Source organism: Pseudomonas sp. AKS31 (assembly GCF_023634765.1).
Taxonomy (GTDB): domain Bacteria; phylum Pseudomonadota; class Gammaproteobacteria; order Pseudomonadales; family Pseudomonadaceae; genus Aquipseudomonas.
The window spans coordinates 1,089,946-1,103,914 of the sequence record NZ_JAMLFX010000001.1 but is presented as its reverse complement, the minus strand read 5'-3'; the positions used below and the strand labels follow the sequence as shown (position 1 = coordinate 1,103,914).

The window sequence follows — 13,969 nt, the reverse complement described above, 5'->3', positions numbered from 1 at the left end:
CTCTGCATGCTTGCCATTCAAGTGCATACGGAGCTGAAAAACATGAGCCTGATCCAAGAAAAATTTACCTCCCTGTTCTCCAACTTCGACGTCACCACTGCGCCACGTCCCGATGGCGGGATCCTGCTGACGCTGCGCAGCAGCGACGGCAAAGTATTTAAACGCGCACTGACCTACCAGCAACTGCATGCCGGCGACCAACTGTCGTGGGCGATCAGTGCAATTCGCCGCGACCTGGCTGAACAAGCCAGCGAGTTGCCGCAAATTGCCATGCTGCAGAGCCAGCAGCGTTTTGCTCTGCCGACGTATCACTCGCTGTAATTTTTAAAGCGTTTTAAACAAAACCGGCCGTGGAGCTTTCGCTTCACGGCCGGTTTTTTGTGGCTTGCGCACAACCTTCTGGCAGCGAGCCTGCTCGCAAATGGGTGTGTCAGCCACTGAAAAGGCTGGCTGAACGGACACTTTCGTCGGAACGCCGCGCGGAGCAGGCTCGCTCCCACACTAAATCGGTGTGATCAAAAGGCTTCCGGTTCCATGCCGGTGAACGTGTCGACGGTCATGTGGCTTCAAGGCCTTGAGCGGCGCGGCTTTGCGATCTTCCTCAATCCAGCTCCAGAGAATTTCAACAACCCGATCAAATCGGCTTGCGGCGCATTGCTGTCACGACGCACGGCCTCGATTTGATCGACACCGGCTCAGTCCTCCAGCCGCGGGAAACGGCCGGCGATGTCTTCGCCGGTGAAGTTGGCGACCCAGCCTTCCGGGTTGTTGAACAGACGAATCGCCACGAAGTGCGGATGCTCGCCCATGTCGAACCAGTGTTTGGTGCCGGCCGGCACCGAGATCAGATCGTTCTTTTCGCAGAGTACGGCGTAGACGTAATCGTCGATGTGCAGAGTAAACAAGCCACGGCCGGCGACGAAAAAGCGTACTTCGTCTTCGCCATGGCGATGTTCTTCAAGGAACCTGGCGCGCAGCTCGGCTTTTTGCGGGTGATCGCTGTTCAGGCTGATCACGTCGACAGTGATGTAACCGCGCTCGGTCATCAGTGTGTCGATCTGCTCTTTATACGCGCTGATCACTTCTTCCTGGGTTGCACCCGGCTGGATCTTCGCAGTCGCTTGCCAGCGGTCGAAACGCACGCCCTGCTCGGCCAGAGTCGAGGCGATGTCTTCGAAGTGGGTCAGGACCTTGTTGGGAATCTCGGGACTTGAGACGTGATAGACGGACAGGCTGCTCATTGGGGAAATTCCTCGGTATCGGCCTTGCCTTCCGGCTCTTGCAGACCGGTCGGGCACAGCATTTCATCAGGCAAAGGTGCTGCTTCTGGTGAAGTCAGCCTTGGCGGTTCATGGCGCTGCGGGTTTTCAACTCGCATTCAAACAGAAATTCAAAGGCCTCGATCAGCAGCGAGGCTCATGGCCTGTCCTCTTGCATACGTGTGGCAATGATAACGGCAGCAGCGAGCGCCGCGAGGCTGGCAATACTAAAGGTCAATGTCGCGCCAAGGGCATTCCAGCTGTAACCGGCATACAACGCGCCGAGCGCACCGCCGGTGCCGGCCAACGCGGCGTAAAGCGCCTGGCCCTGCCCTTGCTGACGCGCGCCGAAGCTACGTTGCACAAACGCGATGGCAGCGGCGTGAAAACTGCCGAAGGTCGCCGCGTGCAAGACCTGCGCGAACAACAACACCCACAGGAATTCGGCGAACGAACCTAGCAGCACCCAGCGCAGCGCCGCCAGGAGAAAACTCGCCATCAGCACCCGACGCAACGAAAACCGCGCGAGAATCCGGCTCATCGCCATGAACATCAACACTTCGGCAACGACACCCACGGCCCAGAGCATGCCGATCACGCCACGGCTGTAACCGAGCCGTTCAAGGTGCAGGGTCAGAAAGGTGTAATAAGGCCCATGGCTCAGTTGCATCAGCGCGACGCAGCCATAAAACGCCAGCACGCCGGGGTTGCGCAGTTGTTTGAGGAAGCCCTCCCCGCCTGGCCGATTGCCTTGCGGCGGTTGCGCGTTTGGCACCCACAGACTGCTGAGGACGATGCCGGCCATGATCAGCACCAGCGCCGCCGGATAGATGTCGAGGCTCAGCCATTCGAACAGCCTCCCCAGTGCAACCACGGTGATGATGAAGCCGATCGAGCCCCACAAGCGGATCTGGCTGTAACGTGAGGTCTGGCCTTGTAAATGCGCCAGGGTGATGACTTCGAACTGCGGCAGCACTGCATGCCAGAAGAACGCGTGCAGCGCCATGACCATCGCCAGCCAGGCGTAGGTCTTGCTGACGAAGATCAACGAAAAAGTCAGCAGCGTGCACACCGCGCCGAAACGCACGATGGCCAGGCGTTTGCCGGTGTAATCACCGAGCCAGCCCCAGATGTTCGGCGCCACGCAGCGCATCAGCATCGGGATCGCGACCAGCTCACCAATCCGCGCCGGACTGAAGCCGAGGTGGTCGAAGTACAGCGCCAGAAACGGCGCTGTCGAACCGAGCAAGGCGAAATAGAACAGATAGAAACTGGACAGCCGCCAGTAAGGGAGCGCCGCCACGCCGGTTATGCCGCGACGGCTTTGCGATCAACCATCAAAGCTGACCCAGCACCGGCGTGCTCACGCGCACATCGGCGTTCTGGCCACGGTGACGCAGCAGGTGGTCCATCAGCACGATCGCCATCATCGCTTCGGCAATCGGCGTGGCGCGGATACCGACACACGGATCGTGACGGCCCTTGGTGATCACATCGACCGGGTTGCCGTGGATGTCGATCGAACGGCCCGGGGTGGTGATGCTCGACGTTGGTTTCAAGGCCAGATGGGCAACGATCGGCTGACCGGACGAGATGCCACCGAGGATGCCGCCCGCGTTGTTGCTGAGGAAACCTTGCGGGGTCATTTCATCGCGGTGCTCGGTGCCGCGCTGGGCAACCGAGGCGAAACCGGCGCCGATTTCCACGCCTTTGACCGCGTTGATGCTCATCAGCGCATGGGCCAGTTCGGCGTCGAGACGGTCGAAAATCGGCTCGCCCAGACCCGGCATGACGCCCTCGGCGACCACGGTGATCTTCGCGCCGACCGAGTCCTGATCGCGACGCAACTGATCCATATAGGCTTCCAGTTCCGGCACCTTGTCCGGGTCCGGGCTGAAGAAGGCGTTCTCTTCCACCGAATCCCAGGTCTTGAACGGAATTTCGATCGGGCCGAGCTGGCTCATGTAGCCACGAATGACGATGCCTTGGGTTGCCAGGTATTTCTTGGCAATCGCACCCGCCGCCACGCGCATCGCGGTTTCGCGCGCGGAGCTGCGGCCGCCGCCACGGTAGTCGCGCTCACCGTATTTGTGGTGGTAGGTGTAGTCGGCGTGGGCCGGGCGGAACAGATCCTTGATCGCCGAGTAGTCCTTGGACTTCTGGTCGGTGTTGCGGATCAACAGGCCGATCGAGCAGCCAGTGGTACGCCCTTCGAACACGCCGGAGAGGATTTCGACTTCGTCGGCTTCCTGACGCTGGGTGGTGTGGCGGCTGGTGCCGGGCTTGCGGCGATCAAGGTCGCGCTGCAAGTCTTCGAGGGAGATCTCCAGGCCCGGCGGGCAGCCGTCGACAATGGCGACCAACGCCGGACCATGGCTCTCGCCAGCGGTGGTGACAGTGAACAACTTGCCGTAGGTATTGCCGGACATGCAGGACGCTCCGTGAAATCAAACCCAAATTCGTGATGCGCGCCAGTATACGCAGGCTAACCGAGTAGTTCATCCTCGAACCTTAGTGGTGCTGGCGAGTCCAACCGGCACCTTGGCGAATGATGGCGTGATGATGCTGCGAGTTTTGATCTTGAGTCTTACCCTGTTTACGGGCTTTGCCCAAGCGACGGTCCTACAACGCCCGGTAACTCTGGATACCGGCACTGGCGAGCTTTTCGGCTCGCTGCTGCTGCCAAAGTCCGACAGTCCGGTGCCGGTTGTCCTGATCATTTCTGGCTCCGGCCCTACGGATCGCGACGGAAACAACCCTGACGGCGGGCGCAACGACAGCTTGAAACGGCTGGCGTGGGTGCTGGCCAAACACAACATCGCCAGCGTGCGTTACGACAAACGCGGTGTTGCGGCGAGCCTCGCGGCGACGCCGGATGAGCGCAATTTGTCGGTCGAGGCCTATGCGGCGGACGCGGTGGCATGGGGGCAGAAGCTCAAGGCCGACCCGCGTTTCGGCAAGCTGATCCTGCTCGGCCACAGTGAAGGCGCGTTGATTGCCAGCCTCGCTGCACCGAAAGTCGATGCCGCAGCGGTGATTTCCCTGTCCGGCAGCGCCCGACCGGTCGATCAAGTGATCCGCGAGCAACTGGCCCGCAGCCTGCCACCACCGCTGATGTTGCGCAGTAATGAACTGCTCGACAGCCTCAAGGCCGGCCACACTGATGAAAATGTGCCGCAACCGTTGCAGGTGATTTTCCGCCCGAGCGTGCAGCCGTATCTGATTTCGCTGTTCCGTCAGGATCCAGCGAAAGCCTTCGCGCAATTGAAGATGCCGGCACTGATCGTTCAGGGCAGCAACGACATCCAGGTCGGTACCGAAGACGCGAAGCTGCTCAAGGTTGCCAAACCGGACGCCGAACTTGTAGTGATCGACGGCATGAACCACGTCATGCGCATCGTCCACAACGATATGAAGCGGCAATTGGCTTCGTACAAGGATCCAAATTTGCCGCTGGCCGCAGAACTTGGCGCGAAGATCATCGAGTTTATTGACGGACTTCGCTCCAGTTAAGCGCGTTTTACCCTCCAGTCCTGCAAAAAACGGCCGATAAGCCTTTGTCGCCAGCGCAACGACTGGCGACAAGCAGGGCTTGGACAGGATCTCGCCGTTATGACTGATACCCAGACTTCACCCGACACCACCGCTGAAAAAGACGCACCGCCAGCGGTCGAGCTGCCGTGGGCGGATGTCCACGTCGAGCACCACAAGATGCTCCGCCTGGCCCCGCTGCAGACCGATCGCAACACTGGCGGCCGCCCTTTGCGCTTCGTTGAATTCGGCTATGCCGAGCGCAACAGCAAAGAAAAAAGCCTGCTGCGCATGGCGATCAAACTGCCCGGCCAGCGGGTGCGCAAAGAACAGAATCATCTGGATGTCTGGGCCGATCACGCCAGCAAGCGTGTGCACTTCGGCCCCGACAGCGGCTTGCAGATCGAACCCATGAACCGTGGCATCGGCCGATACATGGCCGCGCAAGGCATCAACTGGGCGAAAAAACGCTGGCCGACCTACACCGTCGACGGCATGGACTTGAACAACAAGGACGCGCTGAACGAAGACACGCGCCTGCGTCGCGATCATTTCCTGCGGGTGCATGGTTTTGATGTGGCGTACGCCGATGCCCAGCATTTGAAAGGCAGCGTCAAGGATGTGCTGGTAGGCGATTTGCTCGGCGACTGGAACAGCGAGAAGCTGCAGATCGTCGAGATTCTTGAAGCGGCGCAGATGCTTCAGCAGGCCGAACAGAATCTGGCCGAGCAGGAAGTGAAGCTGAAGAAGCAGGAAGAGAAGGTCAGCAAGTTCAAGCGTGAAGACGCCGGATTGCGTTTCACCATTACCTGTCTGGTGGCGTTTGCGGTGTTTCAGGCGGGGCTTCTGATCTGGATTGCTACGCACCGGTAGATCAAAAGATCGCAGCCTTCGGCAGCTCCTACATTGGGATTGGTGTACACCTGTAGGAGCTGCCGAAGGCTGCGATCTTTGCTTTTAGGCTTTAGACGCGGGAAGCGAACAGCGCCTGATGGTTGCGGCACTGCTCGGCCGTCAGCATGAACACACCATGCCCGCCGCGCTCGAATTCCAGCCAGGCGAAATCGACTTCCGGGTACAACGCGTCAACGTGTACCTGGCTGTTGCCCACCTCGACAATCAACAACCCCTTCTCGGTCAGATGATCGGCCGCTTCAGCGAGCATGCGTCGCACCAGATTCAAACCATCGTCGCCACAGGCCAGGCCCAGCTCCGGTTCATGCTGATATTCGTCCGGCATGTCAGCGAAATCTTCCGCATCCACATAAGGCGGGTTCGACACGATCAGGTCGAAACGCTGGCCCGGCAGGCCATCAAAACCATCGCCCTGCACGGTGTAGACGCGCTCATCGACGCCATGCCGCTCGATGTTCTGGTTGGCCACTTCCAGCGCTTCGAACGACAGATCGGCCAGCACCACTTCGGCGTTCTGGAACTCGTAGGCACAGGCGATACCGATGCAACCGGAACCGGTGCACAGGTCGAGAATTCGAGCAGGTTCGTTGCCGATCCACGGAGCAAAGCGGTTTTCGATCAGCTCGCCAATCGGCGAACGCGGGATCAACACACGCTCATCGACGATGAACGACATGCCGCAGAACCACGCCTCACCCAACAGGTAAGCGGTCGGAATGCGCTCTTCGATACGGCGCTTGAGCAAACGCTGCAAATTGACCAGCTCGTCGTCTTCCAGCGCGCAATCGAGATAGCTGTCGGCGATTTCCCATGGCAGGTGCAATGCACCGAGCACGAGTTGACGGGCTTCGTCCCAGGCATTGTCGGTGCCATGGCCGAAAAACAGATCCTCCCCATGGAAGCGGCTGACGGCCCAACGGATGTGGTCGCGCAGGGTACGAAGTCGGGAAGTGATCACGGGGCAGAACTCCAGAAAAAACGACTGGCGATTCTAGCAGCCAAAACGCGTGACGACGACGCAGGAAAAACATCGCGGCAACGGTAGGAGTTTTCTGTTTTTTGCATCAGCTATTGAACAGAACGTGTAACTTGACAAGGCTGCAGGCCAATAACGACGGTGCTTACGATGGTAGCGATTCACAGAACCGCTCAGCCAGAGGACAATGTCGCAAAAGCCCCACCCCAAGGAGCCCCAGAATGTCCGTTCCAAAAACGATGTTTCAACTCAGCGGTCGCGGTTACGCAGCGGCCACACTGAGCCATGCCACCGTGGTCATCATCGATGCCCAGAAAGAATATCTCAGTGGCCCGCTGGCCCTGAGCGGCATGGACGCGGCCGTCGCGAACATCAAGCAAGTGGTTGCCGCAGCCCGTGCAGCCGGTCGGCCGATCGTGCACGTGCGTCACCTCGGCACCGTCGGCGGCCTGTTCGACCCGCAGGGCGAACGCGGCGAATTCATCCCCGGCCTCGAGCCACAGGGCGATGAAACCATTATCGGCAAACTGCTGCCGAGCGCGTTCCACGGCACCGAGTTGTTGGACCGTTTGCAAAACCTCGGCTCGCTGGACCTGATCGTCTGCGGTTTCATGAGCCACTCCAGCGTCAGCACCACCGTACGTGCGGCAAAGAATCTGGGCTTCCGTTGCACCCTGGTCGAAGACGCCTGCGCCACCCGCGACCTGCCGTTCAAGGGCCGCGTGCTCAGCGCCGCCGTAGTGCAGGAAGCCGAAATGGCGATCATGGCGGACAACTTCGCCACCCTCGCGCTGACTCAAGACCTGATCTGATCTGCCCTGATGAGCGGCTCACGGCGCCGCTCATCTGCAAAATCCTCTCATTTGCCGCAAATGCCATAGCCTCAGGAACAACCCGGTCAACTCCCGGTCGAAGGGCCGATACCCATTGAGGAAGGTCGGAATGAAGTTATCCGATGGATTTGACGCACGCCGCTTGCGGCCCAAAGGCCAAAGCAACTGGCGTTTTCGCTTCGGCGCGGCGATCGCCGCCATTCTGGCGACGTTCGGCGTGCTGCTGGCGATGGCCGGGGCCGCCAGCCTGCTCGGGCGCCCGCCGGCGCTCGGTGATTTGAATGCCACGCCGGTGGGGTCGGCGATCATTCTGGCGGTCGGCTTGCTGTTTCTGTATTTCGGTGTCGCCCTGTGGCGTCGCTGCCGCCGGCGCGCCCGGCAATCGCGGGAGCTGAACATGTCCCCGCACCTGATGAAAAAACACGACTGAATCACCGGCCTGGCTTTTTGCCGGGCCGTTTTGTTTCGACTTGGGTAAACTGGCCGCCCTTCGCGGAGGCTGACATGCAAGACGACGATTTTTCCCTGTTCAAAAGTGCGATCCAAGGCGTCAAGCCGATCAAGCATGACCGCGCCGACACCGGCAAACCCAAGGCTGACCGCGCACAGATCGCCAAGCTGCGCCAGTCCGCCACCGTGCGCACCGACACCGCTACCGTGGATGGTCTGTCTGATCAGTTCGTAATCGACGTCGGCCCGGAAGACGAGTTGATGTGGTCGCGCGACGGCGTGCAGGAAAGTCAGATGCGCAAGCTCAAGGTCGGCCAGATTCCGTTCGAAGGCAGCCTCGACCTGCATGGCATGAGCGTGGAAAAGGCCCGGGAAACGCTCTGGGCATTTCTCGCCGAAGCGACCAGATTCGAAATCCGCTGCGTGCGCGTCACCCATGGCAAGGCTGTGCGCCTGGACGGAAAGCGGCCAATGATCAAAAGCCACGTCAACACCTGGTTGCGCCAGCACGCCCAAGTGCTGGGCTTCTGCTCGTGCCAAGCGAAACACGGCGGCGCCGGCGCGGTTTACGTGATGCTCAAACGCACCATGATGGAAGGCCGCGACGAATAATCGCGTTACACCGAACTTGCAGGGTTGTGTCCGCCACCGTACCCTTGCCCTTTGCGAAAATCCCCCACAGGTAGTTTCATGTCCCTGGAACAGAATTACACCGCGATTCTCGGCCAATTGGGCGAGGACGTGTCCCGCGAGGGCCTGCTCGACACGCCGAAGCGTGCCGCCAAAGCCATGCAGTACCTCTGCCGCGGTTATGAACAGACGCTTGAAGAGGTCACCAACGGTGCCCTGTTCAGCTCCGACAACAGCGAAATGGTGCTGGTCAAGGACATCGAGTTGTACTCGTTGTGCGAACACCATCTGCTGCCGTTCATCGGCAAGGCGCATGTTGCGTACATCCCGAGCGGCAAAGTGCTGGGCCTGTCGAAGGTCGCACGGATCGTCGACATGTACGCCCGCCGTCTGCAGATCCAGGAAAACCTCAGCCGTCAGATCGCCGATGCGGTGATGCAAGTCACCGGCGCGCTGGGCGTAGCCGTGGTGATCGAGGCCAAGCACATGTGCATGATGATGCGCGGTGTCGAGAAGCAGAATTCGTCGATGATCACTTCGGTGATGCTCGGTGAGTTCCGTGAAAACGCAGCGACCCGCAGCGAATTCCTCAGCCTCATCAAGTAATTTGCGCTGTGAAGAAAACCGGCATTCATCGCCGGTTTTTTTTCGCCCGAGAAAAATCGGGTAAGCTGCGCGCCTTTCTCAATTGCACCGTGAGGCTTTAAACGTGTTCGTCAAAGCGCTTCGTGTCGGCCTCGGCCAACTGGTTATCTTCATCGACTTCATCACTCGACCGGGCAAGAAACAGCGCCCTGCCGAAACTCAGGCGCAGGTCAATGCCGCCGCGAAAGGCCTGACCCTGTATCAGTTCCATGCGTGCCCGTTCTGCGTGAAAACCCGCCGCACGCTACGCCGTTTGAATGTGCCGGTAGCGCTCAAGGATGCGAAGAACAACGAGCAGGATCGTCAGACGCTGCTGGATCAGGGCGGCCGGATCAAAGTGCCTTGCCTGCGCATTGAAGAGAATGGCCAGACGACGTGGATGTATGAGTCCAAGGTGATTATTGATTATCTGGATAAGCGCTTCGCGACGGTCTGATGATTATGTGGTGATGCTGATGGCCTCATCGCTGGCAAGCCAGCTCCCACAGGTTTTGTGAACGCCACGGATCACTGTGGGAGCTGGCTCACCAGCGATGAGGCCCTCTCAGCCACGGCAAATCCCAGTCAAAAATAAACCGGCCTGTGAGCCGGTTTATTTTTTCAGGCCGCTTTCTCTAGCTGCGCCTGGCGCACCACTGCCGCCAATCGCTTCAATCCTTCATTCAGTCGCGCCGGATCGATGTGGCTGAAGTTCAAGCGCAAATGCCCAAGGTTGTTATCCGGTTCCGGAAAGAACGGCTCCCCCGGCATGAACGCCACATCATTGGCCAACGCTTCATTGAGCAACGTTCGCGTGTCCAGCGGCTGCTTCAACGTCAGCCAGAAAAACAGCCCGCCCTGTGGCATGTTCCAGTCGGCCAGATCAGAAAAGTGTGTTTCCAGCGCCGCCTGAAAGGCATCGCGCCGCTCTCGATAGAAGCCGCGCAACTCGCTCAGATGCTGCTGATACTTGTCGCTGCCGATCCACTGCAACGCCTGCCACTGACCGATGCGGTTAGTGTGCAGATCTGCCGATTGCTTGAGTTTGAGCAGATGCGGGAACAGGTCCGGACTGGCGATCAAGTAACCGACGCGTAAACCGGGCAACAAGGTTTTCGACACGGTGCCGGTGTAGATCCAGCTCGCCCTCTGCAGACGCCCGGCAATCGGTTTCGCGCTACCGCCATCGAATGTCAGTTCGCGGTAGGGTTCATCTTCGATCAGGGTGACACCGAATTCATCGAGCAATGCCGCTACGGCTGCACGCTTGGCTTCGCTGTAGCGCACGGCGGACGGATTCTGGAACGTCGGGATCAGGTAGATGAATGCTGGCCGGTGCTGTTCAAGACGACTGCGCAATTGCGTCAGGTTCGGGCCGTCGGCCTCTTGCGGCACAGTCAGGCAATCGGCGCCGAACAGCTGGAAAATTTGCAGTGCGGCGAGATAGGTCGGCGCTTCAAGCAGAATTTCCGTGCCCTTGTCGATGTACAGCTTGGCCGCCAGATCGAGGGTTTGTTGCGAACCGCTGACCACCAGCACCTGACTTGCCGTGCACGCCAGGCCAAGCGCCCTCGCCTCCGCTGCCAGCGCTTCGCGCAATGCCGGCTCACCTTCGCTCATGCCGTATTGGCCAAGCGACAGTGGCATGTCGGCCCACTCGACCTTCGGCAGCATGGCTTCGGCCGGCAAGCCGCCCGCGAACGACATGACCTCCGGACGTTGGGCGGCAGCAAGGATTTCACGGATCAAAGAACTTTTAAGGCGCGCGACACGTTCGGAAAAAGCCATGGAAGTCACCGGTAGCAAAGCATGGGAAAATTGAGTCAAACTGGTTGACTGAAATTACGACAGCTTGAGCGAGTACGTCAACATGCTTGACCTTAAAAACCCCGCCAGCCAACAACAGGCGATGGAAGCGTTTTTCTTCGGCTACCAGGCGTTTACCGCCAAGGCTGATGAAATGCTGGAACGCCGTGGCTTGTCGCGGGTGCATCAGCGCATTGTGTTTTTCATCGCGCGTTATCCGAATTTGAGCGTGAAAGAGCTGCTGGCCTTGCTCGGTGTGAGCAAGCAGGCGCTGAACATGCCATTGCGGCAGTTACAGGAAATGCATCTGGTCGACAGCGTCGCGTCGGAGGCCGACAAGCGAAAGCGTCTGCTGGAGCTGACGGCCGAAGGCGCGAAGTTTGAACAGGCGCTGCGGCGTGAGCAGGTGAAATTGCTGGAGCGAGTGTTTGCCGAGGCTGGCGAGGCGGCGGTGAATGGGTGGTTGGCGGTGAATTTGGCTCTGGGGAATACCCAGACAGTTATCGATTGATTGTTCGGGCCTCATCGCTGGCAAGCCAGCTTCCACAGGTTTTGTGGACACCAGAGATCATTGTGGGAGCTGGCTTGCCAGCGATGGGGCCATCAAGGGCGATATATCCCTATCGACGGAACTTTCGTAAACAAAATCAAAAACAATATTTGCTTTATTTGTACACAAAAGCATAATCCACAGCGTGCGAGTTCCTGACCGCATGGTCAACAAATTCGCGTATGCCTCAAAGGGCCGCTGCCACCCCTCATGGGTCCGGCCCTGGAAATAACAATAAAACTCTTGAGGAGTACTCGCTGTGGAAAGCCGCAAATCCGAAGCATCGACGCTGGACCTCGCGCCACCATTACGCAGTGGCTTGCTGGAACGTCTGTTTAAACTCAGCTTGCATGGCACCACGGTGAAGACCGAGCTGATTGCCGGTCTGACAACCTTCATCACCATGGCTTACATCATCTTCGTCAACCCGAACATCATGGCCGATGCCGGAATCGACCACGGTGCAGCCTTCGTCGCCACCTGTATCGCCGCCGCACTTGGCTGCCTGTTGATGGGCCTGTACGCCAACTGGCCGGTAGGCCTGGCACCGGGCATGGGCCTCAACGCCTTCTTCACCTACACCGTGGTCGGCACCATGGGCTACAACTGGGAAACCGCGCTGGGTGCGGTATTCGTCTCCGGTGTGTTGTTCATGATCCTGACTTTCTCGCGGATTCGTGAATGGCTGCTCAACAGTATTCCGGTCAGCCTGCGCTTTGCGATGGGTGCGGGTGTGGGCTTGTTTCTCGGCCTGATCGGCCTGAAAACCGCGGGTATCGTCGTCGACAGTCCAGCGACATTGATCAAACTCGGCTCCCTGCGCGAACCAGGCCCGCTGCTCGCGGCCATCTGCTTTCTGATGATCGCGATCCTCAGCTATCACCGAGTCTTCGGCGCAATCCTCATCAGCATCATCACCGTGACCTTGGCCGGTTGGGGGTTGGGCATCGTGCACTACGAAGGGATCATGTCGACTCCGCCGAGTCTGGCCCCGACCTTCATGGCCATGAACGTCGCCGGCGTGTTTAACGTCAGCATGATCAGCGTGGTCCTGGCCTTCCTCTTTGTACACATGTTCGACACCGCCGGCACCCTGATGGGCGTCGCCCAGCGCGCCAATCTGGTCAACGCTGATGGCCGCATCGAAAACCTCTCGCGCGCGATGAAAGCCGACAGTGCCTCCAGCGTCTTCGGTGCCGTGGTCGGTGTTCCTCCCGTAACAAGCTATGTGGAAAGTGCCGCTGGCGTAGCCGCTGGTGGTCGGACTGGTCTTACCGCAGTCACCGTAGGTGTGCTATTTATAGCGGCGATGTTTTTCGCACCGCTGGCCGGCATGATTCCCGCTTACGCCACCGCCGGTGCACTGATCTACGTTGCGATGCTGATGATGGGCGGCATGGCCCACATCGAATGGGACGAAGCCACTGACGCCATCCCGGCGATCGTGACTGCGATCATGATGCCACTGACCTTCTCGGTCGCCGACGGCATCGCGCTGGGCTTCATCACCTACGTGGCGTTGAAGGCCGGTACCGGCAAGTACAAGGAAATTTCCGTGAGCCTGTGGGTGCTCTGCGCGATCTTCATCGCCAAGTTCATCTTCTTGTAAGCGTCACGCGGTTCTGGCTTCAACACGGCCTCACCCGATCGGGTGGGGCTTTTGCGCATTCTTGAGTACAACAAAAAAGGAGGAAAGTGATGAGTCTGGAAACCTGGCTGCTGTTCAGCGGCGCTGCATTAGTGGTGATCCTGATTCCGGGGCCATTGTCGTTGTTGATGATCAGCAACAGTCTGAACTTTGGGTTGCGCCGTTCTTATCCGGCATTTCTCGGTGGTGTATTCGCCTCGATCTGCCTGCTCAGTGCTTCTGCGCTGGGGCTGGGCGCCTTGTTGCTGGCATCGGAGCAACTGTTCAGTGCCCTGAAAATCGTCGGCGGGTTGTACCTGTTCTACCTGGCCTGGCAGAGCTGGCAGCAATCGCGTCAGCCATCGGTGGGCGCCGTCGTGCCACAAGCGGCCGCTGTTCCACGCTTTCGCGCGTTGTTCGGACGCGCCTTTGTATTGGGCGCCAGCAACCCGAAAGACATCCTGTTTTTTGCCGCTTTCCTGCCGCAATTCCTCAGCGCCGAACAGCCTTTCCTACCGCAATTGCTGGTGATGATTGCCACTTGGACCTTGTTGGATCTGCTGTGCAAGCTGGCCTACGGACTCGGCGCCCACGGCGCAGCGCGTTATTTGCGCAGCGGCAAAGGACAGAGCTGGTTCAACCGCATCAGTGCCGGTTTGTTCGGTGGCGCGGGCGCGGCATCGTTGCTCAGCAGCCACTAAAACACCTGAATCACCGAGTCAGCGTTTATTGTCTATCTGTCGCCATCCTGACTTGAGAAACTCAAGT

16 protein-coding genes and 1 pseudogene are annotated in these 13,969 nt (G+C 59.2%); 11 read left to right on the top strand and 6 right to left on the bottom strand.

The window, feature by feature from the left end; all coding sequences use genetic code 11:
• The first annotated feature begins 42 nt into the window (after positions 1–42).
• Positions 43–321 (top strand): DUF3509 domain-containing protein, encoded by a 279-nt coding sequence (locus tag M9827_RS04975; RefSeq protein WP_008080936.1) that lies wholly within the window; start codon positions 43–45, stop codon positions 319–321.
• Between the two features lie 243 nt (positions 322–564).
• Here M9827_RS04975 and M9827_RS27940 read toward each other — a convergent pair.
• The 4 genes and pseudogenes from M9827_RS27940 to aroC all read right to left on the bottom strand — a co-directional run.
• A pseudogene (locus M9827_RS27940) lies at positions 565–683 on the bottom strand (acireductone synthase); the annotation flags it as partial.
• Positions 684–695: 12 nt separating this feature from the next.
• A complete protein-coding gene (locus M9827_RS04970; RefSeq protein WP_250603910.1) occupies positions 696–1,241 on the bottom strand; it encodes a 1,2-dihydroxy-3-keto-5-methylthiopentene dioxygenase in 546 nt (181 codons plus the stop codon).
• A gap of 175 nt (positions 1,242–1,416) precedes the next feature.
• Complete coding sequence (locus M9827_RS04965) at positions 1,417–2,562, bottom strand: MFS transporter (RefSeq protein ID WP_250603908.1); 1,146 nt, start codon at positions 2,560–2,562, stop codon at positions 1,417–1,419.
• Between the two features lie 34 nt (positions 2,563–2,596).
• Positions 2,597–3,688 carry a chorismate synthase gene (gene aroC, locus M9827_RS04960; protein WP_064118641.1) on the bottom strand — a complete coding sequence of 364 codons (1,092 nt, stop codon included), beginning with the start codon at positions 3,686–3,688 and terminating at the stop codon, positions 2,597–2,599.
• Between the two features lie 130 nt (positions 3,689–3,818).
• Between aroC and M9827_RS04955 the strand changes: the two genes are divergently transcribed.
• Together M9827_RS04955 and M9827_RS04950 are read left to right on the top strand one after the other, a co-directional pair.
• Positions 3,819–4,772 (top strand): alpha/beta hydrolase, encoded by a 954-nt coding sequence (locus M9827_RS04955; protein ID WP_250604212.1) that lies wholly within the window; start codon positions 3,819–3,821, stop codon positions 4,770–4,772.
• A 99-nt stretch (positions 4,773–4,871) separates the two neighbouring features.
• Complete coding sequence (locus M9827_RS04950; protein ID WP_250603906.1) at positions 4,872–5,663, top strand: hypothetical protein; 792 nt, start codon at positions 4,872–4,874, stop codon at positions 5,661–5,663.
• 91 nt (positions 5,664–5,754) lie between these two features.
• Here the strand turns inward: M9827_RS04950 and prmB are convergent, their stop codons facing one another.
• Positions 5,755–6,663, bottom strand: coding sequence for a 50S ribosomal protein L3 N(5)-glutamine methyltransferase (gene prmB, locus M9827_RS04945; protein WP_103303798.1), 909 nt, complete (start codon positions 6,661–6,663; stop codon positions 5,755–5,757).
• Positions 6,664–6,902: 239 nt separating this feature from the next.
• Between prmB and M9827_RS04940 the strand changes: the two genes are divergently transcribed.
• The 5 genes from M9827_RS04940 to M9827_RS04920 all read left to right on the top strand — a co-directional run bounded on the left by M9827_RS04940 (position 6,903) and on the right by M9827_RS04920 (position 9,675).
• A complete protein-coding gene (locus M9827_RS04940) occupies positions 6,903–7,493 on the top strand; it encodes a cysteine hydrolase family protein (protein WP_007914026.1) in 591 nt (196 codons plus the stop codon).
• 130 nt (positions 7,494–7,623) lie between these two features.
• Positions 7,624–7,944 (top strand): hypothetical protein, encoded by a 321-nt coding sequence (locus tag M9827_RS04935; RefSeq protein WP_250603904.1) that lies wholly within the window; start codon positions 7,624–7,626, stop codon positions 7,942–7,944.
• A 74-nt stretch (positions 7,945–8,018) separates the two neighbouring features.
• On the top strand, positions 8,019–8,576 hold the full coding sequence (locus tag M9827_RS04930; protein WP_250603902.1) for a Smr/MutS family protein: 558 nt from the start codon (positions 8,019–8,021) through the stop codon (positions 8,574–8,576).
• Positions 8,577–8,654: 78 nt separating this feature from the next.
• Positions 8,655–9,200: a GTP cyclohydrolase I FolE gene (gene folE / locus M9827_RS04925; protein WP_003442011.1), complete on the top strand. Its 546-nt coding sequence runs from the start codon at positions 8,655–8,657 to the stop codon at positions 9,198–9,200.
• Between the two features lie 103 nt (positions 9,201–9,303).
• Positions 9,304–9,675 carry a glutathione S-transferase N-terminal domain-containing protein gene (locus M9827_RS04920; protein WP_250603900.1) on the top strand — a complete coding sequence of 124 codons (372 nt, stop codon included), beginning with the start codon at positions 9,304–9,306 and terminating at the stop codon, positions 9,673–9,675.
• A 164-nt stretch (positions 9,676–9,839) separates the two neighbouring features.
• On the opposite strand, the gene M9827_RS04915 is transcribed toward M9827_RS04920, so the two are convergent.
• Positions 9,840–11,006 (bottom strand): aminotransferase-like domain-containing protein, encoded by a 1,167-nt coding sequence (locus tag M9827_RS04915; RefSeq protein ID WP_250603898.1) that lies wholly within the window; start codon positions 11,004–11,006, stop codon positions 9,840–9,842.
• An 82-nt stretch (positions 11,007–11,088) separates the two neighbouring features.
• Between M9827_RS04915 and M9827_RS04910 the strand changes: the two genes are divergently transcribed.
• From M9827_RS04910 to M9827_RS04900, 3 genes are all read left to right on the top strand, one after another.
• Positions 11,089–11,535: a MarR family winged helix-turn-helix transcriptional regulator gene (locus M9827_RS04910; RefSeq protein ID WP_250603895.1), complete on the top strand. Its 447-nt coding sequence runs from the start codon at positions 11,089–11,091 to the stop codon at positions 11,533–11,535.
• A gap of 298 nt (positions 11,536–11,833) precedes the next feature.
• Complete coding sequence (locus M9827_RS04905; RefSeq protein ID WP_250603893.1) at positions 11,834–13,183, top strand: NCS2 family permease; 1,350 nt, start codon at positions 11,834–11,836, stop codon at positions 13,181–13,183.
• Positions 13,184–13,272: 89 nt separating this feature from the next.
• Positions 13,273–13,902 carry a LysE family translocator gene (locus M9827_RS04900; RefSeq protein ID WP_250603891.1) on the top strand — a complete coding sequence of 210 codons (630 nt, stop codon included), beginning with the start codon at positions 13,273–13,275 and terminating at the stop codon, positions 13,900–13,902.
• The last annotated feature ends 67 nt before the right edge of the window (positions 13,903–13,969 follow it).